Source organism: Mesorhizobium sp. Ca11 (assembly GCF_020165275.1).
Classification (GTDB): Bacteria; Pseudomonadota; Alphaproteobacteria; order Rhizobiales; family Rhizobiaceae; genus Mesorhizobium.
The window spans coordinates 277,064-299,699 of sequence record NZ_JAIUHU010000007.1; the positions used below are offsets into that span (position 1 = coordinate 277,064).

Below are 22,636 nucleotides of genomic sequence, written 5' to 3' on the forward strand. Positions count from 1 at the left end.
GGGGCAAACCGGCAGGTCTGGTGAGGCCTGGGCTGTCCCCTGACCACGGCCTACGTCGTCGGCCTGTCCCGTCGCTGTGGACTTGAGGGGAGCGCGGCTGAGTATCTCGCGGGCCCACTCCACCCAGGCTGTCCACGCGAAGTACGGCTCCTCGGATGTCATGTTGCCAGGGCTTGCGGCGGAGATACAGAAGATCGAGTCGGTTCCGAAGACCGTAAAGAAGGAAATCTAGAATGGATGAAGAGCACGCGCTGTCGCAAGGACTTGAACGTCATGTGCTCGACGGCAAAGTCGTCTATGTGCCTAAGGTACCAAACGAGGACGACAAGTTCCTGGCCCGACACGCCTTCAAGATTCTATGGGAATGGAACCAAAAGGGGACGGTCCCCTGGATGAAACGTCGGACTGCGGACTACCTTGCTCCTAGGCTCGCGCTCTGGGCTAGCCTTTTAGCCCTCTTCTTGCACGGCTGGTGGGCAGTGAATGCCTCTTGCGGCCAACACTTCGCCCGGAGTGGCGCGGCTATCGTTCTCATTTCCGCTCTGGCATTCGGATGGACGACTTGGCACGAGGCCCCGAAACTCGTCATAAACCGGCCGGCATTCTTCCACCCCTTGTTGATGCTGCCGGCACTCGCTCTCTTCGGGACTTTTGTGTGGGGCTATGGTGATTTGCTTCCTTTTGGCAAGAGCTGCTAGGTCGCTACCAAGGCAGACATCGCCAGCCTGAGGATGCCATTAAGCATCGGACGCGGGTGCTCACCCTCGGCGGCGCGGTGGTGTTCGTAGCGGTGGTCGGGGCTGCGATACTCCGGCTCATTTAGCGGCTCAGCGGAGCCCAAAAGGAAAGGCCCCTAGTGTCACCACTGAGGGCCTTTGTTACGTTGGGGGCCTGCTCTATGCCGCCGCCAACTCGCGATCCTGCTCTAGGGCGTTTCACCGTTTCACGGAAACGGTGAAACGCCCTATCTCTTTGTTTTCATGCAATTCCGGACGGAAAAGCGCTCGCACTTTTCCTGGGATTGCTCTAGCGCCTCCTGCCAGGACCCCAGCGGCGCTTGTCGAGGCGGTGAAGTTGCCGAACTGAGGCAGATCAGTATGGCTCGTTGTTGTCGTCCTCGAAATACTGACCGTCATCCTCTTCAGGCGGCAAACCGTAGTAGTCGGACGCCAAGTACGTGCTGGTGTTCTTGTATTTATCGCCAACCCCCGCAACGCTAAGTTTTGACAATCCAGCTATCTTTAGTCCGCAGGCAATGCACTCGAATTGACTTGGTAGAAATTCCTGCGTCGCGACGATTTGATCGTCCTCAAGCTTGTGGCTGGGGGGTGAGATTGGTTCGCCTACCACCAGTGAATCCGACTGGCATGCCGGGCAGACGACGATATGGCCAGCGCGTCTGATTGCCCACAGCGTCGCTTGCTCTGCGAGCTTTTTGCGATCAGCCTCATCCTTCGCCTGCCAAACTTTTTTGTGGGCCTCAATGTCACCACGCACGGCCTTCGCGCTATCGTCGGCCGCAGCAGCCACCATCTTTTCCGCCGCTTTTGCTTGTTCCTCGCCGAATAAGTCAGTGAGCGAATATCCCATAGATTCCAAGAGCACCTTGCAAGCGCGGAAAAATCCGGGTTGCCAGCTAGACCCTACGAGCCCGTCAAATGCAGCTTCGCCAGAGTGAAGTTCTGCATTGCGGCGACCCGTATGCACCACACAGAAATTTTCCAGTTCCTGGTTCAAATCCGGCAAGATGCTTCCAAGACGCCTTAGGGCCTCGGCGATGGCTATGGAGCGTGGCACATATCGTGCTTCCTTTGGCTCGAAGCCCAGTGAATGAAACAAACTGCTCCACGTTCGATTGTCGGTTTCCGCGAGAAGAGCGGGACTCACATTGGAAAGGGCAGCTCGTGCAAGAAGCTCTAATAGAAGACTTGACCAGAGGGCGTATTGCCAATCATCACTGTCGTGGTCGAGCATGTTCGCAGCGTAGCGTTCGGCTTTTGCGAATAACGCTTCAGCTTGCCAAGCCTCCGCAATCTCGCCCGGTTCAATTGTTCTTTTCAAAGGAGGTCCCCCAAGTAAATACGCTCAATCAGCCTGCCTTCGCATCCTTTTCGAATTGCCGCCCGTGCATGTAGCATCCTCCAGTTATCTACTATCAAAGTGTCAGAAGGGTCGCTCAGAGCAAAACTTAGTGAAGTTGCTTTGGCAACCGCTTCTGCAAAGCGAGCTATGGCAGACTTGCCCGCCTCGCTCGCGGGGACTAGGAACAAGCTATCCCACCGAATGGTATCCTCCCCGTTCCGATCCTGGCAGAGCCTCAAAAGCGGCAATTCACCTTTGACACGCCGCCGAGGGCGCACAATTGCGTGTCGCAACTCTTGTCGACCGACGGCCTCCACAAGTTTTCTGCCGTCCAACAGCAATGTTGGCACTTCCGCAAATCCCACGATACAACGCAACATAAAATATCGTGGAGGCATCCGCCAATGTGCGAGGTCAGTGTGGAACGGAAACGCTTCAAGTCCGAAGTTCCCACTATATGTGTTCGGAGTTGCTTGACCCTGATCGCGCGGGGCAAGACGGTGGACTGGATTCGAAGTACCCAGATTCAGTACCGTTCCGAGTGTCGCGGCGACGGCCTCAGTGGCGTGATTTGGCAGGAATCGCTCGATAAACACGAAGCCCGTCGCCTTTATTTCGGCCCGTAGAGCCTCAATCAATCGCATGCCTCCTCAATCCGACGATATTTAGGATCGTCCAAACGACATCGTAGTAGCCGTCGGGATAAGTCGAACATCTGTGTTTCGGATACTGCCGAGCGCCCGAACCAAGGAGCCCAATTATCTAATGTGAGGTTCCGCCTATCACCGCAAAGGTGCAATCCCTTGGAGCCTCATTGCGACCGCTTGTGTCCTGAGCGCCTTGCCAAAGAACGAATTGATTGGCGCCAATGGCACGCACGTAGCATGACTCGGTCAAGTACTGACCGTTGACTGAACTGCCGAAGCCAGCGGCACGAAAGCGACCCCACTTGGATTCGCGAACGCTATAATTCCCGACGCCGGATCATACGACACGTTGGTGCCTGCAACCAGCGTACTGTTTCGAATGATCCCGAAAGCCGTAAGGGTGTTGGAATTTCGAAGTTCCAGTGCGTCAAGCCGGGCGTCTATTTCCACAAGCTCGTTCTGGCCAAGTTTTCCCACCGAAGATCGAAAGTCCGGGATTGCGAAAAGAGCGGTGGCAAACTCCCCATACTGGCCCGTCATAACCTTATCGACCTGACCCTTTACAGACTCTAGATAGGCCTTAGTGGCTAATGCATCCTTTGAAGCGTTTTGAGCCTTGTCTTTGGAATCGGCCGCTTCAGACGCCGCAACGGTTGCATTGGCATTTGCCTTGGCGGCCTCTCCAGCAGCCATCATCGCATACTTGGCGGCTTCGGATGACGCGTCAATTCGTGCTAGGCCACTAACAACATAGCCAAGAGAGCCTGAAATGATGGTAAGCAGAACACTGGATGGAATTACGAATTTTAGCATGTAGGTGCGAATGGCATCTTTTGCCTCTGGTGTAAGTTCGTTCACAGCCCGCTCCATTAACCACAAGAAGCTTCACCGGACTGAATATACCAACTTCTGGGGCGGAAAGATACCGCATGTGCAATCTCTACAACATCATCACCAGCCAAGACGCCAACTGGAAACTCCGGTCCTGGGAAGGCTCAACTCCGAGTCCACCTCTTTCCTTATTGAAGATGTTGTGGACCCGCTGTTATGGAAGTAAATGCGTTGGCCTGAAAAGCTCTTTGTTTTCAATGCTGCGGTGTTGAATCTGAGGGACTTCAATCCTCTCTCGCAGCACCAGCCTATCCCGTTGAATTTGCTGAAGCTCTTGAGAGCCAAAGGTCTGCGTCCGTCTTTCGCGCCGATTTCAAGACATGGCTATCGTCAAAGTCCGCGAGCACGGGGTAAGCGATAGCCTCACCCGTCGGGATGTTCATCTAGGAGACGCCGAAAGGTTTCGCTCCGCGACATGGTCGAGCGAGAAAATGCCGGCGCCGCGTGTCAGCACCAGGAGCAGCAACGAGGCCCACAACAGGTGCTCGGCCCAGTTCTCCGGATAGACGAAGAGCTGGATGACGGAGACGACGCCGAGCAGCATCAGGGCCGCCAGGCGCGAGAACAGTCCAAAAAAGATCAACACCGAGCCTGTGATTTCGGCCGTTGTCGCCAATGGCGCCGCTATCGAGGGATCGATGAACGGCAGGTTGTATTCGTTTGCGAACAACTGCAGCGTCACTGGCCACGAGGCGAGCTTGCTCTGGGCCGATTGCCAGAAGACATGCGCCACCGCCACGCGCGCGGCGAGTTGGACCAGCGAAAATGGAATATGTTCGGGCAGCTTGATGGCGCGCCTGTAGAGGCCGACAAGGCCGGCCGGCATGGACGAGGAATGTTCTGATGCTGCGCTCATGGCTGTCTCCATGTGTTTGAGAGGAAATTCGCGGCGACGCGCACATTGGTGACGAGACCGTCGCCGAACAGACGCATAAGGGCGGAAACCAGATCGAAGGCAGGGTCGAGGGCCAACGCACGGCCGGTGGCATGCTCAAGGCCGAGACCATGCTTCAGCGAATGCCAGAAGGCGAGGCTCGCACGGTCGAGCAGAGCAAGTCGCACGTTATCCCCCGACCGCCACAACGCCACGCGTTCGGGGCGCCTTGTCCAGGCGCTGTTCTGGTCGACGGGTCCTTCCTGCTGATGCGCAGTCCATACCGAAAGGATCGACCAGTGCGAAATGACCAGCCGCAGCGAAGGCTGCAACACGATATCTGGCGATGGACCGAGCTCGGTGTTGTCGTATTCAGCGAGGCTGCGGGGCTGCGACGAAGGTGCATCGAGCGCCTCGGCTATGGCCCATTCGAGCCGCGCCGTTTCGGCAACGATCGGCATGTCGGACAACGTGTCGGTCGACTTGAGGAAGCGCGGGAAGCCGGCGCCATAGCGCGCCAGCCGCGATTCCGTTGGCGGATGGCGTCGAATGAACTCGCTCGCCGCGTAGCGGAAGAAACGTTCGTCGACCAGGCGAACCGTGACAGGAAAGACCGCCATCAGCACCGCTGTCAGCAAGCTGCGGGTGTTGTTCTGGTAGATGCGCAGGCGGGCCAGCGGATCGGCCTTGCCCGCGGTCAGCAATCTCGCCGCGATCGTTGGACCCTTGGCCAGCACCGAGCGCGCCATCGTGGTCTGCAGGTGCTCAAGCGGCAGCATGGTATTCCTCCTCGAGCGGAGGCAGCGCCAGGGAGACGGATGGTCTCGCGGTTCTGGCAGCCGCGAACGCCGCAAGGACGGGCATGCTGGTTGTCGTTTCGGCTTCGATCGGCAGGCGGATCGGCGTCGCTCGGGCTTCTGCCGTTTGCTCGCGCCGCACCGCCTGCTTGCGGCTGAACATGATCGATGCGGTCAGCATGTCGGCCCACATCGCTTCGCCCAGCAGCACGTCGAGAACGGGAACGTCGGTGTCCCACTCGATCAATGTCGGGCGCGGCCCAAGCCGATCCACGGCATGCTGGTAGAGCGCCCAGACGACCGGCGGCACGCGCGAGCCATGATCGTCGATCAGCACGGTGTCGGTTCCGACCTGGTTGGTCGCATGGCCGGCGAGATGGATCTCGCCGATAGCCTCTTCCGGCAGGGCGTTGATGAAGGCCTTGGCATCATACTGCAGGTTATGTGCGGAGACCTGGACATTGTTGACGTCGAGCAGCAGGCCGCAGCCGGTTCGCGCCACGAGCGCCGCCAGGAACTCGGCCTCGCTCATCGAGGAGTCCGCGAATGCCAGGTAGGCCGACAGGTTCTCGATCAGCACACGTCGCTTCAGCGTGTCCTGAACCGTCTCGACGTTGCGGGCAACGATCGCGAGCGCCTCTTCGTCATAGCGCAATGGCAGAAGATCGTTGAGATAGGCCCCGTCGGCGACGCTCCAGGCGAGGTGCTCGGAAACCAGATCGGGCTCAAAGCGCTCGCAGACCTTCCGCAGCCTTTCGAGATGGTCGCGATCCAGGCCTTGCGCGCTGCCCAGCGACAGACCGACGCCATGCACGGACAGCGGATAGGTCTGGCGCAGTCTTTCCAGCGCCTGGACGCCCGCGCCGTCGCCCATGTAGTTCTCTGCGTGGACCTCGAGCCAGCCTGCGGACGGGCGCCGCGTCAGCATCTCCGCGATGTGAGGCGAGCGAAGACCGATGCCCGCCGATGCGGGGATTGCGAGTGGCGAAAACATATTGGACATCGGTCTCCTCCTTCTGGTCTGATTGCTCGAGGTGGAAAGTCGGCTAGGCCTTGGGCTTGTCGCTGCCCCCGGAAATCTTCGCGCAGCTGCCGGCCGGCACGTAGAGCCAGGAGTCAGGCTGGTTGTCGGCGGTGGAAGTGCCGGCGCATGAATGCGTCGCGGTCTGGCAGTCGTTCTGGCCGGCCTTGACGACGCCGTAGCACTTCTCGAAGGCGAAGCCGGGCTTGGCGGCGGGACCGCTATATGCCGCCGTGGCGGCGAGCGAGGTGGCGGCCGCGAGGGCCGAGCCGATAAGGGTCTTGGTGTTGATCACAGGCTTGTCTCCTGGTTGGCGTTTCGACGGAAAGACCGGCCCTGAGGCCCGTCTGCAGATCAGTTTCCACGATCGCCATGCCGAGCTGAAATGCTGTCTCGGCATGGAATTGATAAGCGGGCCACGATGTGCCGAGGGCGGCGCGAAAAGGCCCTCCGGCCGGGAACCGGAGGGCCTGGCGCCTGCATTCGGGAGTATGCGAAGCAGGCGCGGCTAGGCGGGAGGAAAGCGCCTAGATGTATTGGGTTTTGCAGTCGCTGGGCGGGCGCTCGTCGGTGCTGGAAAGATCAGCGGCAAGCCAGTCTTCGGCACATTGCCGTCCCCTGTCACGAATGTCAGCCAGCTCGCCCCAATCGATCCAGGGCCTCACAAGCAGCGGAGCTCCAGCTCGATAGTGGCTGTCGAAGATGCTGTGAACCGGGGCGCATCCGGTCACGCATTGGGTGGCGCCGGGGCTGCGATCCGGACAGCGCGCCATGAATATCGACGGCTTGCCGCTGACCCCCACACGATGGCAGGCTCCGATTGATGCCGCAGGCGGCAATTGCGAGATGTCGCCGTCGCCCCAATAGAGATCGCCATCGATCTCAATGGCCGGCGAAAGGAACGGAACAGCCGCTGCCGCCACGATCGCGTTTATCGACAACTGTTCGTCCGAGAATATCTTCACCGCATCTGTGCGGGCGTTGACGGCCACGACGCGCAGCTTCACCGGGCAGTCTTCGTCGCGGATAGGCTGAAGCTCGATCGACTGTTCCAGCATCGATCTAAGCAGGCTCGTTCTGTCGATGGCGAACATCGAGGCATGGCTGACGCGCCGCCAGAAATTGGCGAGTGCCGTCCGCGCGCCGCGCCTTCCGCCGACGCTCAGCCCATAAGCAAAGACCGCCGCCTGCATCGCTGCAAAGCCCGACGCGGTAACGCCGCTCACGCTGCAGTTCGGCTCGTCCAGTAGCCGATCGAGCACACCCCAGACGAAAGCGGCATGCGCGTCGTTTGCCAGCACGATGTCGATCGTCCGGCCCTCGACATTAGGATCCGTCACTGACGTGATAAGATCCGTCGCTGACGTCATCGATTGGACTGTGCTCACTGCGGACTGGGCAAGCATGGCCTGGTCTCCATCCCAAGGTCGCCAGCAAGGGCGATTGGAGAGAGACTGCCGCATCTTCTTGTTCAGCCGAAATGCCAAGGTGGCATGAAGTCCATAGGCAGATTGCATCGGCTGCCGGCCCTCGCGCGCGACAATCTTCATCCCGATCAGGCTGGCGCCGTTGCCGGAGCCGCGCCTGGAAGGGAGATGAATGATGAGAAGACAACTTGCCTGTGTGGCTGTGCTTGCAGTTTGTCTTGGCGTGAGCCCGGCGTCCGCCGACCCGTTCAGCGACCTCGCTGCATTCCCGACCTTCTATGCAGACTCCACAATGAAGACGATGAAACCGATGGCCGGGTTCAAGAAGGCCTGGTTCGCTCTGTCAAAGCATGACCGGGTCAAGATGACGAAGGCGTGCAACGCAAACCCCACGCACAATACTGCGCCAACGTGCTTGTTTTGGGCGGAGCCAATTAGCGGCGCACGCCCGGAATGCAGAACCGGCATAAACCCCATTCGCAGATGGCATTGGCGAATTGAGCGCCGGATGAAGCAAGGTCCACCTCGGCAAGCGGGAACAATAGAGTTCCAAAATGCTGCCGGTCATCAACGCAGTCGTCAAAGGGGCGATTGCACAACTCCGGAGAAGGATCCCACCATGAATATCAAAGCCATCTGCATCGGCGCATTTGCACTTTCCATGCTCGGCGGCGCTGCGTTCGCCGGCGCGCTCGACGAGCCGTCCAACATGCAGCCCTTCTTCACCGACGCCAGCATGAAGACGATGAAGCCCAAGGCTGAATTCAAGGCCGCCTGGGACGCGATGTCGAAGGACAAGCAGGGCGCGATGATGAAGGAGTGCCAGGATGCGGCGATGAGCAAGCCGCACGCCGAATTCTGCGCCAACCTCCAGGCGCTCGGCGGCGCCAACTGAGCGCTCGACAACCGTTTCGGGCAACATCGGACGGCGGCACGATGGCGAGCAGCTTGCTCGCCATCATCCTTTTGAGAAAGCGAGGGCATTCGCCGGAAGCTCATCATGACCGATTGCTATCGACTTTATACCCCCCGTGCATTGGCGTGATGGAATGCATTGCGGCAGGGTTCGAGCCTGCAGATGCAGTTGAGGGACGACCCGCATGGACATACATCACATTCGCTATTTCCTGGCCGTCTGCGAGACCCGGAATTTCACGCGCGCAGGCGAGAAGTGCAACGTTACCCAGCCGGCGCTCTCGCGCGCCATCCAGCAGCTCGAGGATGAGGTCGGCGGACTGTTGTTTCGCCGCGAGCGGAATCTGACGCACCTCACCGATTTGGGCGCTTTGCTCCGCCCCAGATTTCAGCAGATCCTCGATGAGGTGACCGGCGTTCGCCAGGAGGCGTCGAGATTCCTTTGCCTGGAGAATGCAAATCTCAAGGTTGGCGTGATGTGCACGATCGGTCCGCGGCGGTTTACCGGGCTGCTGACGGACTTCAACCGGCGCCAGCAGGGCATCCAGCTGCAGCTTGTCGAGGGGGTGCCGGCGTCCCTGTCGCAGCTGCTGGAAGCGGGTGAGATCGATGTCGCCATCATGGCGTCGAGCAACAGCTTTCCGGAGAGGTTCGATGTCACGCCTCTCTACCGCGAGCGGTTCGTGCTCGCGTTTCCCAACGGGCACCGGCTGGCCCGAAACGACAATGTCGCCATCTCGGAACTCGACGGCGAGAACTATCTCAGACGCCTGAACTGCGAGTATCGCGACTATCTTGCGGGCCTTTGCAATGAACGTGGCGTCAAGCTCAGGATCTCCTACGCCAGCGAACGCGAAGACTGGATTCAAAACATGGTCTCCGGCGGGCTGGGCATCTGCTTCATCCCGGAATTCAGCGCCGTCATCCCGGGATTGCAGATCAGGCCCGTCATAGATCCGGAGGTTTGGCGAGAGGTATCGCTTGTCGTCGTAGCCGGGCGCCGGTTCTCGCCGGCCACATCGACTTTCGTCAACAGCGTCAAGGCGCATAGCTGGCCGGAAAGCGGCATCGATCTGGTTAGGAAAACGGCTGCATAGCAAGTCGAAGAAAAGAACCGACGCCATGATCTATGTCGTGGCGCGGATTGCTGCGCCCGTATGATGATCGGCGATAGTTTTCAGGTATCGATTTAAGAGCCAGTCAGCATTTCTCTTTGGAGGAGCTTCCGGTCACTCTCCTCGTCATGCCCCGCCTCCCGCGATTGGGCACCGACAAAGGAGAAATACGAGATGGCTACCAAGAAACTCAACCTTGCCTTCGCGCTGGGCATGCTGTCCGCGACCGCTGCACTTTCCGCGGCCCCGGCTTTCGCCGGCGACTGCCCTGCCGGCCAGGCCGCCACCACCGATATCCAGGAACATCCCAGCAAGCCGGTCGGCGTGACCGACACGGTGCTTTCTGCAATCGATCTGAGCAGCAAGGGCGAGGCCTGGAAAGGCAACATGCTGCGCCTTCGCAAGCTCGTCGTTCAGCCCGGCGGCGTCGTGCCGTGGCATGAGCACAATGTCCGCCCTGCCAACATTATCGTCGTCGAAGGCTCGATCACTGAATACGCCAGCACCTGCAAGGTCGGCATCGAGCATCCGGCCGGCGACGCGACCGCCGAGTTCGGCCAGCTCGCCCACTGGTGGAAGAACAACGGCAAGGTTCCGGCCGTCCTCTATTCCGCCGACGTCCTGCCGCCGGCGATGCATGAAGACCACATGATGTAAGCCGGTCGCCGCGGTGAAGATATCCCGGCATCAGAAACTAAAAACCGTCCTCGGGCGATTGCCTGAGGACGTGGCAACGGAGCCCGTCATGACGACCAGTGAGCATTCCGAACCGACGCGGCTTCGCATGGCGGCCGCGGATAGCTGGCGCTTCGGCCTGATCGCGCTAATTGCGTTCCTGACGCTTGTCGATCTGTTCGCCACCCAAGCCATCCTGCCGTCGCTGGTGGTAAAATTCGGCGTCAGCCGCGCCACCATGGGCTTTGCCGTCAACGCCAGCACCTTCGGCATGGCGGTGGCCGGGATTGCCGTCGCTCTCTTCGGGCGCGGCATCGACCGCCGCAACGGCATCTGGATCAGCCTGGCCATCCTGGCGATCCCGACGACGCTGCTGTCGCAGACGGACAATATTGTGGTCTTCGCACTGCTGCGCGTGGTGCAAGGCCTTTGCATGTCGACTGCGTTCACGCTCACCATGGCCTACCTGGCGGAGCATTTTTCGGCGCGGCAGACGACGAGCGCGCTTGCGGCCTATGTGACGGGGAATGTTGCCAGCAACTTTTTCGGCCGGTTGATGTCGGCGGCTGTCGCCGACACGTTCGGCATCTCCACCAACTTTCTGACCTTCGCCGCGCTTAATCTGCTCGGCGCCACCCTTGTCTGGTTCACGTTGCAAAAGACCTCGGCAATGATGCGCGCCGACGCCGAAGGTCAGCCCGCCCGCGGCGCCTGGAAAGCCCCGTTGCGGAACGCCGAGCTGCGTGCCTGTTTTGCGATCGGCTTTTTGATCCTGTTCGTCTTTATCGGCACGTTCACCTATGTGAATTTTCAGCTTGTCGCGGTGCCGCTTTCGCTGACCCCCATGGCGCTTGGCGCAGTCTATTTCGTCTTCTTGCCATCGATGCTGACCACCCCGCTCGCCGGGCGCGTGGCCTCAGGCCTGGGCCCGAAAATGGGGGTGGGCGCGACGCTTGGGCTGGCGATCATCGGTTTGCTTCTGCTGCTCGCACCCAGCCTTCCGGTCGTCCTCGCCGGGATGGCGCTGGTCGCCGTCGGCACCTTCCTGGCTCAAGCGATAGCCACGGGACATGTCAGCCGGACCGCGCCGCGCGATCGCGCCGCCGCGAGCGGCATCTATCTCGCGTCCTACTACGCGGGCGGGCTCGCCGGCAGCTTCCTCATCGGACAGATCTACGACCGTGTCGGCTGGACCGCATGCGTGATCGTGCTGGCCGCGGTTCTCGCCAGTGCGATCGCGATCGCACGCGTGCTGCAAACGCCGAAGGCCTGAGACCTGAAATCGAAACTTAGTTGTCCAACCAAGGAGACCGACATGACCAACCATCTCAAAGCTCTGTTTGCAGGCGCCGCCATGCTGATGGCTGCTGCCCTCCCGACTGCGGCTTCGGACGGCGTCGTCACAGTCAAGAGCGACTATTCCGTCGCCGAAACCGTCGCCCGCATCAAGAAGGACGTGCTCAAGAAAGGCATCAAGTTCTTCGGCGTCATCGACCAGGCACAGCTTGGCAAGAATGCGGGCAACGATGTCAGGCCGTCGCGGCTCGTCATGTTCGGCAATCCGGCGCTCGGCACCACCTTCATCACCTCCAATCCCGAAGCCGGGCTCGACTGGCCTGTGAGAGTGTTGGTTTACCAGAGCGCCGACGGCTCGGTTTACGCCGCCTACAGCGATTTCGACTGGATCGCCAAGCGGCACGGCATCACCGACCGCACCGCGCAGTTCAAGATGGCGACGGAAGTCATCCAGTCGGTGACCTCAACCGTCAAGAAGAACTGAATGCGCAAAAGCATTGCCCGGACACGCAAGGCACGCTGCCTTGCCCGGCGACCCTATTCGGCGGCGGACAACGCTTTAGCCCGCTCGCCGAACCATTTCTTCTGCGTGGCCTCTCGCACCAATGCGCCGACCGCGGGCGAATGCCTGCGGCCGCGCACCGTGACGAGATTGACCTCCCGCCAGAATTCCGGCTCCGTGATCGGCAGAGGCACCACGCCAGGATGCTTGGCGGTATGCTCGGGCATGAAGCCGAAGCCGAGCCCGGCGGCGATCATCGCCAATGTCCAGTCGTCACGATCGCTCCAGTATACCGGGCTGACCGTGACGCCTTGTTCGGCAAGGATGGCATCCGCGTAGCCGGCGAACTCGCAATTGTTGCGATGGATGTAGCTTTCGTTGCTCATATCCTTCACCCGCACCGCGCGCTGATTGGCAAGCGATGGGTCAGGTGAACAGCCATCACCATCTGCTCCTGGAAAAGCGGCAGGGCGTGCACTTCTTCGTCGGGGCGTCTGAAGGCAACGCATAGATGGCAGCCTCGAGCTCACCCTCGATCAGCCTTCTCCTGAGGCTTGCCGCGTCCGCATCGCAAAGATGCAGCTCGACGCCCGGGTGGTGCGCGCGCACGGCCGCGATGAGCTCGATGATCTCGTCCGGAGCGATGGTGCTCATGATGCCGACCTTGAGCGGCATCTTCTTCAGGCTCACATATTGCTCGGCAATCTGCTTTGCCTGGCGAGAGTTCTCGAAGACTCCCTCGAGAAGGTCTCAACCATGCGGCCGAGCTCGGTGAGGTGAGTGAAACGGCGCTCGCGGTGGAAAAGCGGCCCGCCGAATTCATCTTCCAGGAGTTTGATGGCGCGCGACAGCGCCGGCTGCGTGACATTGCACTGCTCGGCCGCCCGCGTGAAATTCAGTTCCTTGGCAACGGCCAAGAAGTATCGGACCTGGCTGATCTCCACTGCACGCTCCCTCACTGGAGGTGCATACGGCACGGCCCGGGTGCCATGCAATCTTACTAGCTGCCCTGACGTCAAACAACCCGAGCGGTCGATCGACCTCCACAGCCGACGATCTGACCGTCAGCTATCGAATCCATGTCTCAACGGCATTTCCGCAGCTTGCGGCGGTTCACCATACTCATCGTCAGATCCAGAGCCGGCCCGCACCCCGTCGCTCGTAGCGCAATCGGAAGGACAAGACGATGCTCAAAGGCAAGACAGCGCTCATCACCGGTTCGACCAGCGGCATCGGGCAAGGCATTGCCGAAGCCTTCGCGGCCAAGGGCTGCAACATCGTTCTGAACGGCTTTGGCGACGCCGCCGAGATCGAACGCCTGCGGGCCAAGCTTGCGGCCGATCATCAGGCCGCCGTTCGATACGACAATGCCGACATGAGCAAAGGCGACGCCATCACGGCGATGATGGACAAAGCCATCGCCGAGTTCGGCGCCGTCGACATACTGGTTAACAACGCCGGCATTCAGCATGTCGCGCCGATCGACGACTTCCCGATCGAGAAATGGGAAGCGGTGGTGGCGATCGATCTCATGTCTTCATTCTATACGATCCGGCGCGCCTTGCAGGCGATGAAGGCGCGCAAATGGGGCCGCATCATCAACGTGGCCTCGGCGCACGCGCTCGTCGCATCACCCTATAAATCCGCCTATGTCGCTGCCAAGCACGGTGTCGCCGGCCTGACCAAGGCAGTCGCGCTGGAGGTTGCCGAACAGGGCATCACAGTCAACGCCGTTTGCCCCGGCTACGTGCTCACGCCGCTGGTCGAGAAGCAGATACCGGATACCGCCAAGGCGCGCGGCATCACCGAGCAGCAGGTGATCAAGGATGTTCTGTTGGCAGCGCAGCCGACCAAGCAGTTCGTCACGGTCGAGCAGGTTGCCGCGCTTTGCCTGTTCCTGGCTTCGGACGACGCGGCTTCGATCACCGGCGCCGTGATGCCGATCGAAGGCGGTTGGACTGCTCACTAGACCCGCACGAGGAGCGAAGGCGATGAACAAGATCACGCAAAACCTGTCCGCCCCGCAAGCAGGACCGGCGATCGGCCACCAGGGCGAAGTCAAGCGTCAGACCGTTCTTGTCCTTCAAGGCGGAGGCGCGCTCGGCGCCTACCAGGCCGGCGTCTACCAGGCGCTGGTCGAGGGTGGCATCGAACCGGACTGGGTCATCGGCACGTCCATCGGCGCCATCAACGCCGCGCTGATTGCTGGAAACGAGCCCCGCGTGCGTCTCGCCAGGCTCCAGGAATTCTGGGACGGCGTCAGCCGCAGCAGTCCGTTCGACGAGTTTTTCCGGATGATGGTTCCAAGCAACATCTTTGCCAATATGGGCACGGTGATGCGCGGCATCCCGGGTTTCTTCGAGCCGAACCCAAGCGCCATGTTCGGAGTCAACCGCGAGGTCGGTGTCGAGAACGCATCCTATTACACCACGGATCCGCTCAAGAGGACGCTGAGCAATCTGATCGACTTCGACTATCTCAACGGGCGCCACACGCGGCTGACGGTCGGCGCGGTCAACGTCAACACCAGCGAGCTCAAATATTTCGACACGCGCGAGATGATCCTGTCGGCGGCGCATGTCATGGCGTCGGGTGCCTTGCCGCCGGCGTTTCCGGCAGTCTGCATCGACGGCGAGCCCTATTGGGACGGCGGCATCTATTCGAACACGCCCATCGAGGTCGTGCTGGACGAGCGCCCTCGGCGCGACGCGCTGATCTTTGCCGTCAACATGTGGCAGCCCCGCGCCAACGAGCCGAAATCGATCTGGCAGGTCATGGGGCGACAGAAGGACCTTCAATACGCCAGCCGCGGCCGGAGCCACGTTGCACGGCAGGAGCAACTGCATCGGTTGCGGCATGTCGTGCGCGAACTGGGAAGGCTCGTGCCGGAGGAGCGTCGCGAGGATCCGATGTTCAAGGAGCTCGCCTCCTATGGCTGCCCGTCGGTCATGCATCTCGTTCGCCTGCTTTCGCCGCGACTGGACGGCGAGGACCACACCAAGGACATCGACTTCACCCGCTCGGGCATACGCACGCGCTGGCAGGCAGGATACGAGCATGGGCAGCGCGTCCTCGCTGACAAGCCCTGGGAATGCGAGGTCGACATGCTGCAAGGCATCGTGATCCACGAATCCCAAGAGTGACGTGCCGCGCCGAGCAAGATACGGAGACCACCGATGCAGATTGTCACCCCCGGCATGCGGTTGATCCCGGAAGCCGTGCTCGCCAACAATGCTGCGCTGTTCCGCACGATCCCGGAGACTCCCTCGCACGCGGACAAGTCATTGCACCGCGTGATCATTGTAGGCGGTGGCGCGGGCGGCCTGGAACTGGCGACGCGCCTCGGCCGCAAGTTCGGCAACCGGCGGCTTTCCGTCACGCTTGTCGACCGAAACCGCACCCATATCTGGAAGCCGCTGTTGCATGAGGTGGCATCCGGCGCCTTGAGCGCATCACACGATGCGGTCGAATACATCGCCCATGCCAGCCGCCACGGCTACCGATACCGCATTGGCGAGGTCGTCGGCATCGATCGTGCCAAACGCCAGGTTTTCGTTGCGCCCAGCTTCGACGATGACGGTCGCCAGGTCATCCCGCCGCGCGTTCTGGGCTACGACACGCTGGTCATGGCCGTCGGCAGCGTGACCAATGACTTCGGCACACCAGGCGCCGCGCGCCATGCCATTTCGCTCGACACCGCGGAACAGGCCGCCCGCTTCAACAAGCGCATGATCGACGCCTGCCTGCGCGCCAATGCGCAGTATGAGCAGCTTTCACCCGGTCAGCTCCATTGCGTCATTGTCGGCGCCGGCGCCACCGGCGTCGAGCTGGCAGCGGAACTTCACAAGTCGATGCGCGAGATTGCGTCGCATAATCTCGACAACATCGATTTCGAAAGGCTGATCCGCATCACCATCGTCGAAGCCGGACCGAGGATCCTGCCTGCGCTGCCTGAGCAGATGGCGCGCGCCACGGCACGCTTGCTGATCAAGTTGGGCGTGCAGATACGCTGCGGGATCAAGGTCACTGAAGTGACCGAAGACGGTATACGGCTCGGCGACAAGCTCTTTGTGCCTGCCGAACTGGTCGTCTGGGCGGCCGGTATCAAGGCGCCGGATTTCCTGAAGGGTCTCGAAGGTCTCGAAACCGATCGCATCAACCGCCTGATCGTCGATGAAACCTTGCGCACGGTCGCAGACGAGAATGTGTTCGCGATTGGCGACTGCGCGAACTGCGTTCTCCCGGGCGAAGAAAACGCCTTGCCGCCGCGCGCCCAGACAGCCCATCAGCAGGCTCACCACATGGCCAAGGTGATTGCGGCGCGTCTCGCGGGGCGGGCCCCGCCGGCATATCGCTACCGCGACTATGGCTCCCTCGTCTCACTCGCCGACCACGGTGCGTTCGGCAGCCTGATCGGGGGACTGAAGATCGAAGGTCTCGTTGCAAGGCTCGTCTATCGCGCGCTGCACAAGCTGCATCTCACGGCGGTGCACGGCCTGGCGCAGACAACGCTGGCTTCGATCGGCGAGATGATCGTCAGGCGCGCCAGACCGCGCATCAAGCTTCATTAGAGCGGCGGAGGCGATGGCGATGGAAAAGTATGACGTCGTGATCCTGGGCGGCGGCAATGCCGGAATGGGCGTGACGGTTGCGACGCGCGCCGCCGGACTTTCCGTCGCCATGATAGAGGCTCGCGATCTTGGCGGCACCTGTCCCAATCGCGGCTGCACGCCGAAGAAGGTGCTGGTCGCGGCAGCCCACGCGCTCGACGAGATCGCAAGGGCCAGAGATCATGCAATAAGGATCGAACCGCCGCGGCTCGATTGGCGAGGCTTGATCGAGCGGGAAAAGGACATCATCAGAGACATCCCGTCCCGACTGTCCGGTTTGATGGCCAAGCGAGGCGTCGACGTCATCTACGGCGAGGCCGCATTTGTCGCCAGCAACGCCATCCGCGTCGGCGGTCGAGAATTCGAGGCCAGGAACATCGTCATCGCCACCGGCTCGAAGCCGCGCCCAATGCCGATTCCCGGCTCGGAATTCCTGACGACATCGGACGATGTGCTGAGCGATCCGGCGCTGCCTCGCGCCGTGGTGTTCATTGGCGGTGGCGTTATCGCTTTCGAGCTGGGTCACGTCTATGCGCGCGCCGGCGTCGAAGTCACCATCCTCGAGGCGCTGCCGCAGCTTCTGGGAAGCTTCGACGTGGATGCCGTTGCTCAGCTCCTTGGCGAGAGCGAGCGCCTGGGTATCAGCATTCATACCAAGGCCTGGGTCAAGGAGATCGAGGAGGTCGACGGGCGAATGCGGGTGAGCTTCGCGAAGGATGGCGCCGAATACCGGGTGGACGCAGATCGGGCCGTCAATTGCGCCGGGCGCGTTGCCAATGTCGAGGGCCTCGATCTCGGCGCCGGCGTCATCGTGCATCGCGAAGGCCGCATCGAGATCGACGATCATCTGAGGTCCCGTTCCAATCCGGACGTCTATGTCTGCGGGGACGCGGTCTGGAATTCTCCGCAGCTTTCGCCGATAGCGACCTACGAGGGCGGCATCGTCGGCCGCAATATCGTCGACGGCCCGAAACATCGGCCCGACTACAGTCACATACCTGCCTCGCTCTACAGCATTCCGGCCGTGGCAACCGTCGGTTTGACCGAGGCCAAGGCGAGGGAACGCGGCTTCATCATCAAAGTCCGCTCGAACGACATGCAAGGCTGGCTTTCGGCCAGGACTTACGCCGAGCCGGTAGCGTGGTCGAAGATCATCGTCGAGGAAACGACAGACAGGATCCTTGGGGCTCACCTGGTCGGCCATGCCGGCGAAGAGCTGATCCACACATTTGCGCTCGCGATGAAGCACGGCATCACGGCACGAGAGCTGTCTGAGATGGTCTGCGCTTTCCCGACCTTCACGGCGGATATCAGGAACATGATGTAACGCGTCGCCTCGGGTCAGCGAAGAAGACACAGATCTGGCATGTGTCGATGCAGGTGGGGCATCAAATCCATGCAGGAAAAACATGGCAACTGCCGAGGGGTTACGGTGATAGGCTGTGTGCGAGGTATGAAAGTGCAGACATGGCCGCCGACGACCAGGCAATGACATTCGAGCAGTCCGTGCAGGCAGCCATCGAGCTTGATGCGCCTCTCAATGAACGGCTGGCGGTGGTTGCCGCGGCGGTCCGCCGCCTAAACTCGGAGTTCGCGGACGCTGTAGATCGGCTGGTGGAACGCCTGGAGAAGCAGGGTGCCGGAGCGGCGGCGCCAAAGCCCGGCGATGTCATGCCGCCATTCCTGCTGCCTGACGACGAAGGCAGGCTGGTTGGCCTGGCCGACATCCTGCTCCAAGGGCCCGCTGTGATCACCTTCCAGCGCGGGCATTGGTGCCCTTACTGCCGTTTGAACGCGATCGGCATCGTCGAAGCGCAGCAGGAGATCGCGGCATTGGCCGGGCAAATCGTGGCGATCATGCCCGAGCGAGGCAAATTCGCCAGGGCCATGAAGGCCGCGGTTGGCGCAAGCTTCCCCTTCCTGACCGATATGGACAATGGCTACGCCCTGTCTCTTAACCTGGCAATATGGATCGGAACCGAGATGGAGCGGTTGATGGGCGTTGCCTATGACCTCCCAAGCTACCAGGGCAATTCCAGCTGGTTCCTGCCGATCCCGGCCACATTCGTCGTCGGAACCGACGGGATCATTACCGATCGCTTTGTCGATCCGGACTACCGCCGTCGCATGGACATCGACGACCTGATCGCGGCGCTCACGCGGGCTCGCTGACGCCGAAGGATGACCAGTCGGCCGCTCTCAAGAGATTGAGCAGCGTCGTCGCGACAGGCGCGCGCTGCCTGCCGGCGACCGCATAAACTGAAACGATCCGCGAGACGTCCAGATCGCGAAGTTTGAGCCGGCGGATGTTCGAGGATCGCGGTGCCGTAAGCGAGACAAAGCCAACTCCGGCATTGGCCTCAAGCAGCGCAAGGAGATCCTGATCGGTCTCGACTTCATGCGCGGTCCGGGGAGTATACCCTTTAGCGGAAAGACAACGCGCTAGTTCCTCGCTCGTCTCCCAATCGATCCGGCTGAGCACAGGTTCGGCGGCGAGCTGAGCCAGCGCGACATCAGCCTCATTTCGCCGGGCGAGCGGGTGATCTGAATTTACCGCGAGTTCGATCCCTTCCTGGAACAGAGGCCACACGTCCAGGCGGTCCCAAGCCTGTCCAAGGGGGCCCGCAATCGCCAGCTCTACTTCACCGCCCTTTAGCGCCTCGATCACAGCCGCCGGCGAGCCACGGTGGATTTTGAGATGCACACCGGGATAGGCCCGAAAGAGCTCGGTGAACGGCGAAACCAGCAGCGCAATGTTGATGCTGTTCGAAATGGTCACATTGAGCGGCGCAACGTCACTGCTTTGCACAGCCTTGGCCAATGACTTGGCGGAAGTGGCCGCGTCATAGCATTGTTGCAGCAAGGGCAGCATCCGCCGTCCAAGTTCCGTCAGGTGCGAGTGCTGACGCTCTCGCCGGAGGAGCTCGCCACCTAGTTCTTCTTCAAGCGTCTTGATCGCGCGCGTAAGCGCCGGCTGAGTGACGTTGCATTCCTCGGCCGCTCTGGTGAAGTTCAACGTGTTGGACAGGGCCAAGAAATAGCGGACCTGCTGCATCTCCATGAATTTTCGCCCCCTTCAGCGAAATTCGATTTCTTCAGGAACAGCTAATTCGCGGTCATGCTAGCGCAAATCCAAGCAAGGTCGAGGGGTGATTTGCTGGGGTTTGCCCGCAAGACAATTGTCCAGCAGGGTCACCTTGTCGGTCGTCACAATGCTAGAAAACATAGTGTAAACTATTGTTTTTATTGAATTAGCGGAAGTTCAATCCTCACGCAGCACCGGCTTTCCGAAACATCTGGTGGGCGTGTCGGGCGATCACGCCGGCTCAGTTGGTGACATGCGACAGCCGCAGGCCGGCTTCGTCCGGGATCTCGGCCATGCCTTCCTCCGCGAAGCGGAACATGTCCTCGAAATCCAGCTCCCGCTCGAAAATGACGCCGCCGACTTTGATCGCAAGCACGTCCTTGTCGCCTTTCGGCGCGAAGTAGATCTCGCCGACCGTGCCGCGAATGCGCTCGCCGATGTCCTTGGCGTCCTCTTCGCTCGCGCCCGGCAGGAAGACGCCGAACATCGAGGTTCCGATCCGGCCGATCAGATCGTCCTTGCGCACCGCGGATCGGATGGCCGATGCGATCAGCCGCAAGGCCTCGTCGCCCCATTCGAGACCGAAACGCAGGTTGATCGATGCCAGATGTTCCGGATGGATGACCAGAAAGGCGCCGGAGCGCGGACCGGCCGGTCTCTGCGCCCTCCGGTCGACCATCGAGGTGAACACCTTGCCGTTCAGGCAGCCGGTCAGCTGGTCGTAGGTGCCGGATCTGGTGAGTTCCTGCCGGTAGCGGCGGATCTCCACCTGTTGCCAGCCGAGCAAGGCAAACAACGGCAGACCGATGACGATCGGCACGATGATTGCCGTAACTGCCCCGCGGCCGAATGGCGTGAGGCTGTCGCTGAAAAGCAGCAGGTAGTTCAACCCGAGCGAAAGCCCGACGCAGACGGCGGTGCCAAGCGCGGCCAGCAAGATGAGGTGCTTCCACGTTTGAACCGGCGCGGTCGGTGTTTTCGCAGTCAAGGGCCAATCTCCTGTTCGACGCATGGCATACAGGAGGTCCGTTACGATTTCGGTGTCAGGGAAACGTACAATTTGATGCAAGTCGGCATGTTCTCCATGGCAAGCGCCGGATCCGGCACAGCGGCGGCCGCGGTCGGCGGCTAACGACCTGCCAGGTCGTCGGCCCAGTCCAGGTTTTAGAAGTGCTGAACCGCCCTGACCATTCTGCTTTCACGCAAGTGCGCGAGGGGAGCGGCCACCGGCTTTCCCGCGGCAGCACTATTGCGGTGGGCCGAAAATGCCCATCCGGGCGGTTCTCGCCACCACCTCCGCCTTGCCGTAAATGCCGTTGCGAGCGGCCATCGCCCAGCCGTTGGAAACCAACCAGGCGCCGACATCCTGCGTGCCGAGCGCGCAGGGCGCGGCGATGGCGAAACGGTCGACGTCCGGCGACAGGAAGCATTTCAGCGCCCGCCCGCGCAGCCAGGCGTTGAAGGCGGCCCGCGCCCGCTGGCCACAAGGCCAGGCGGTGTCGTCGAACATGCAGGTCCTGTCGGGGCCTATGTCGACCGTCCCGCTGATGGCGACGGTGCGTCCCATGGCTTCGACGACCGCCGAGGAGGTCGCGACGGGACGGAAAAGCAGCGTCTCGCGCCAATCCTGCGGCATCGGCGTCTGCGGCCGCTGCGCAAGTCCGAGCTCGCTAAGCGGAGGACGCGGTTCGATGCGCTCGATCCCGGATGGGTCGAGCGGCGGCGGCGCAATGAGGTCCTCGGCGATCTTGCGCGCCGGCCGGCCTGGCCGCGCGTCATGGATCGGGCCATGGAAGGCCGGCTTCAGGTCGCCGGCGTCCTGAGCCGGTGCGATCGAAGCGGGCGGCAGCAGGCGGCCGCCCTCGACGATCAGCACCATGCCTGCGAGCAAACCGAGGCCGCCGAGCGCGGACGCTAGCAGCGGGCGGCCGGACGGGCTCACCTGGTTCACGCGTGGACCCTCGCGGGATCGTGCCGATAGCCGGCGGTGCGGCCCGAGCCCGACCCGTTAGCTCCTGTCGACATGGCGCCCCCCCGACCGCTGAACCGGACCATACATTAGATGTGAGCGACATTCCTTGAAAAGCAAGGCGTTGCGTTAAGTCTCGCGCAACCAATGCGGCCTAGAATCGGCCATCGGATGTCGAGGGGATGACATGATGCGCAAGCCGATACTGCTTTTTGCCTTTCCGGCCCTGGTGCTCATTCTGCTGGCGGCGGAGCGAGCGGCGGCGCTGCTTCTCGGCTTCTATCCGGCGAGCCCCGCTGCGTGGCATGCCTGGCTCGAGCTGCGGCCGTTCTCGACCATGTTCTGGCAGCAGGTGCACGTCTATCTCGGCGGATCGATGGCGCTCGATGCGGCCATCATTGTCTTCGCGGCGGGCGCCTGCTGGATGGCAAGCTGCTCAAAATGGTCCGGCGGTTTCTTCATCGCCAATCATGCTGCAATCATTTTCGCCGGGTCCATGATGGCGCTGAGCAGCCACGCGGAAACGGCGAGCACGATCGCCGCCTTCGTCACGCCCCATGGCCTTCAGTTCTCGGTGATGGTCGACCTAAGCTTGCAGAACTGCCTGGTGCTGTGCCTCGGTCTCGCGGCATGCGCCTACTGCCATGTCGCCTTCTTGCGCGAGGCAAAGCTGCGTGCCGAAGCCCGCGCTGTCCGCATGCTTGCGCTGCAGCGCGATCTGTAACCTGCC

25 protein-coding genes are annotated in these 22,636 nt (G+C 61.3%); 12 read left to right on the forward strand and 13 right to left on the reverse strand.

Going from position 1 to position 22,636, the window contains the following annotated elements:
• Nucleotides 1-233: 233 nt before the first annotated feature.
• Entirely contained in the window at nucleotides 234-698 is a 465-nt protein-coding gene (locus LB538_RS15295) for a hypothetical protein (protein ID WP_224523752.1), read from the forward strand.
• A 394-nt stretch (nucleotides 699-1,092) separates the two neighbouring features.
• Here LB538_RS15295 and LB538_RS15300 read toward each other — a convergent pair whose 3' ends face one another.
• The 7 genes from LB538_RS15300 to LB538_RS15335 all read right to left on the reverse strand — a co-directional run bounded on the left by LB538_RS15300 (nucleotide 1,093) and on the right by LB538_RS15335 (nucleotide 7,718).
• Entirely contained in the window at nucleotides 1,093-2,061 is a 969-nt protein-coding gene (locus LB538_RS15300; RefSeq protein ID WP_224523754.1) for a hypothetical protein, read from the reverse strand.
• Nucleotides 2,062-2,975: 914 nt separating this feature from the next.
• On the reverse strand, nucleotides 2,976-3,587 hold the full coding sequence (locus tag LB538_RS15310; protein WP_224523758.1) for a hypothetical protein: 612 nt from the start codon (nucleotides 3,585-3,587) through the stop codon (nucleotides 2,976-2,978).
• Nucleotides 3,588-3,999: 412 nt separating this feature from the next.
• Nucleotides 4,000-4,446 (reverse strand): DoxX family protein, encoded by a 447-nt coding sequence (locus LB538_RS15315; RefSeq protein ID WP_224523932.1) that lies wholly within the window; start codon nucleotides 4,444-4,446, stop codon nucleotides 4,000-4,002.
• Nucleotides 4,447-4,472: 26 nt separating this feature from the next.
• Complete coding sequence (locus LB538_RS15320; RefSeq protein WP_224523760.1) at nucleotides 4,473-5,273, reverse strand: DNA-binding domain-containing protein; 801 nt, start codon at nucleotides 5,271-5,273, stop codon at nucleotides 4,473-4,475.
• The gene (locus tag LB538_RS15325) at nucleotides 5,260-6,294 is read right to left on the reverse strand and encodes a DUF692 domain-containing protein (RefSeq protein ID WP_224523762.1); all 1,035 of its coding nucleotides are present in this window, start codon (nucleotides 6,292-6,294) and stop codon (nucleotides 5,260-5,262) included. The genes LB538_RS15320 and LB538_RS15325 overlap by 14 nt, the downstream gene beginning before the upstream one ends.
• A gap of 43 nt (nucleotides 6,295-6,337) precedes the next feature.
• A complete protein-coding gene (locus LB538_RS15330; protein ID WP_140700495.1) occupies nucleotides 6,338-6,607 on the reverse strand; it encodes a DUF2282 domain-containing protein in 270 nt (89 codons plus the stop codon).
• A 232-nt stretch (nucleotides 6,608-6,839) separates the two neighbouring features.
• Nucleotides 6,840-7,718 carry a patatin-like phospholipase family protein gene (locus LB538_RS15335; RefSeq protein WP_224523765.1) on the reverse strand — a complete coding sequence of 293 codons (879 nt, stop codon included), beginning with the start codon at nucleotides 7,716-7,718 and terminating at the stop codon, nucleotides 6,840-6,842.
• Nucleotides 7,719-8,358: 640 nt separating this feature from the next.
• Between LB538_RS15335 and LB538_RS15340 the strand changes: the two genes are divergently transcribed.
• From LB538_RS15340 to LB538_RS15360, 5 genes are all read left to right on the forward strand, one after another.
• Nucleotides 8,359-8,634 carry a hypothetical protein gene (locus LB538_RS15340; RefSeq protein ID WP_224523767.1) on the forward strand — a complete coding sequence of 92 codons (276 nt, stop codon included), beginning with the start codon at nucleotides 8,359-8,361 and terminating at the stop codon, nucleotides 8,632-8,634.
• 205 nt (nucleotides 8,635-8,839) lie between these two features.
• Nucleotides 8,840-9,751, forward strand: a complete 912-nt coding sequence (locus LB538_RS15345; RefSeq protein WP_224523769.1) for a LysR family transcriptional regulator — start codon at nucleotides 8,840-8,842, stop codon at nucleotides 9,749-9,751.
• 192 nt (nucleotides 9,752-9,943) lie between these two features.
• On the forward strand, nucleotides 9,944-10,426 hold the full coding sequence (locus LB538_RS15350; protein ID WP_224523770.1) for a cupin: 483 nt from the start codon (nucleotides 9,944-9,946) through the stop codon (nucleotides 10,424-10,426).
• Between the two features lie 88 nt (nucleotides 10,427-10,514).
• Complete coding sequence (locus tag LB538_RS15355; protein WP_411909022.1) at nucleotides 10,515-11,717, forward strand: MFS transporter; 1,203 nt, start codon at nucleotides 10,515-10,517, stop codon at nucleotides 11,715-11,717.
• Between the two features lie 42 nt (nucleotides 11,718-11,759).
• The gene (locus LB538_RS15360) at nucleotides 11,760-12,224 is read left to right on the forward strand and encodes a DUF302 domain-containing protein (protein ID WP_224523790.1); all 465 of its coding nucleotides are present in this window, start codon (nucleotides 11,760-11,762) and stop codon (nucleotides 12,222-12,224) included.
• A gap of 53 nt (nucleotides 12,225-12,277) precedes the next feature.
• Here LB538_RS15360 and LB538_RS15365 read toward each other — a convergent pair whose 3' ends face one another.
• Genes LB538_RS15365 through LB538_RS15375 form a run of 3 tightly spaced genes read right to left on the reverse strand, consistent with a single transcriptional unit; the run spans nucleotide 12,278 to nucleotide 13,186 of the window.
• Complete coding sequence (locus LB538_RS15365; protein WP_263482389.1) at nucleotides 12,278-12,751, reverse strand: LysR family transcriptional regulator substrate-binding protein; 474 nt, start codon at nucleotides 12,749-12,751, stop codon at nucleotides 12,278-12,280.
• The gene (locus LB538_RS15370; RefSeq protein ID WP_318011885.1) at nucleotides 12,684-12,932 is read right to left on the reverse strand and encodes a LysR family transcriptional regulator substrate-binding protein; all 249 of its coding nucleotides are present in this window, start codon (nucleotides 12,930-12,932) and stop codon (nucleotides 12,684-12,686) included. The genes LB538_RS15365 and LB538_RS15370 overlap by 68 nt, the downstream gene beginning before the upstream one ends.
• Nucleotides 12,929-13,186 carry a LysR family transcriptional regulator gene (locus LB538_RS15375; RefSeq protein ID WP_224523805.1) on the reverse strand — a complete coding sequence of 86 codons (258 nt, stop codon included), beginning with the start codon at nucleotides 13,184-13,186 and terminating at the stop codon, nucleotides 12,929-12,931. Before LB538_RS15375 ends, LB538_RS15370 begins: the two co-directional genes overlap by 4 nt.
• Before the next feature lie 242 nt (nucleotides 13,187-13,428).
• Here LB538_RS15375 and LB538_RS15380 point away from each other — a divergent pair, with 242 nt between their 5' ends.
• From LB538_RS15380 to LB538_RS15400, 5 genes are all read left to right on the forward strand, one after another.
• Nucleotides 13,429-14,211 (forward strand): 3-hydroxybutyrate dehydrogenase, encoded by a 783-nt coding sequence (locus LB538_RS15380; protein WP_224523808.1) that lies wholly within the window; start codon nucleotides 13,429-13,431, stop codon nucleotides 14,209-14,211.
• Nucleotides 14,212-14,233: 22 nt separating this feature from the next.
• Nucleotides 14,234-15,385, forward strand: a complete 1,152-nt coding sequence (locus LB538_RS15385) for a patatin-like phospholipase family protein (RefSeq protein WP_224523810.1) — start codon at nucleotides 14,234-14,236, stop codon at nucleotides 15,383-15,385.
• Between the two features lie 33 nt (nucleotides 15,386-15,418).
• Nucleotides 15,419-16,813 carry an NAD(P)/FAD-dependent oxidoreductase gene (locus LB538_RS15390; RefSeq protein ID WP_224523812.1) on the forward strand — a complete coding sequence of 465 codons (1,395 nt, stop codon included), beginning with the start codon at nucleotides 15,419-15,421 and terminating at the stop codon, nucleotides 16,811-16,813.
• 19 nt (nucleotides 16,814-16,832) lie between these two features.
• The gene (locus LB538_RS15395) at nucleotides 16,833-18,179 is read left to right on the forward strand and encodes a dihydrolipoyl dehydrogenase family protein (RefSeq protein WP_224523814.1); all 1,347 of its coding nucleotides are present in this window, start codon (nucleotides 16,833-16,835) and stop codon (nucleotides 18,177-18,179) included.
• Between the two features lie 140 nt (nucleotides 18,180-18,319).
• Entirely contained in the window at nucleotides 18,320-19,024 is a 705-nt protein-coding gene (locus tag LB538_RS15400) for a peroxiredoxin-like family protein (RefSeq protein ID WP_224523816.1), read from the forward strand.
• On the opposite strand, the gene LB538_RS15405 is transcribed toward LB538_RS15400, so the two are convergent.
• The 3 genes from LB538_RS15405 to LB538_RS15415 form a co-directional block, all read right to left on the reverse strand.
• Complete coding sequence (locus LB538_RS15405) at nucleotides 19,008-19,913, reverse strand: LysR family transcriptional regulator (protein WP_140847209.1); 906 nt, start codon at nucleotides 19,911-19,913, stop codon at nucleotides 19,008-19,010. The genes LB538_RS15400 and LB538_RS15405 overlap by 17 nt on opposite strands.
• A 265-nt stretch (nucleotides 19,914-20,178) precedes the next feature.
• On the reverse strand, nucleotides 20,179-20,925 hold the full coding sequence (locus tag LB538_RS15410) for a GGDEF domain-containing protein (RefSeq protein WP_224523818.1): 747 nt from the start codon (nucleotides 20,923-20,925) through the stop codon (nucleotides 20,179-20,181).
• 258 nt (nucleotides 20,926-21,183) lie between these two features.
• Nucleotides 21,184-21,888 (reverse strand): thermonuclease family protein, encoded by a 705-nt coding sequence (locus LB538_RS15415; RefSeq protein ID WP_224523820.1) that lies wholly within the window; start codon nucleotides 21,886-21,888, stop codon nucleotides 21,184-21,186.
• Between the two features lie 208 nt (nucleotides 21,889-22,096).
• On the opposite strand from LB538_RS15415, the gene LB538_RS15420 reads away from it, so the two are divergent.
• Nucleotides 22,097-22,630, forward strand: a complete 534-nt coding sequence (locus LB538_RS15420; protein WP_224560531.1) for a hypothetical protein — start codon at nucleotides 22,097-22,099, stop codon at nucleotides 22,628-22,630.
• Nucleotides 22,631-22,636 lie beyond the last annotated feature (6 nt).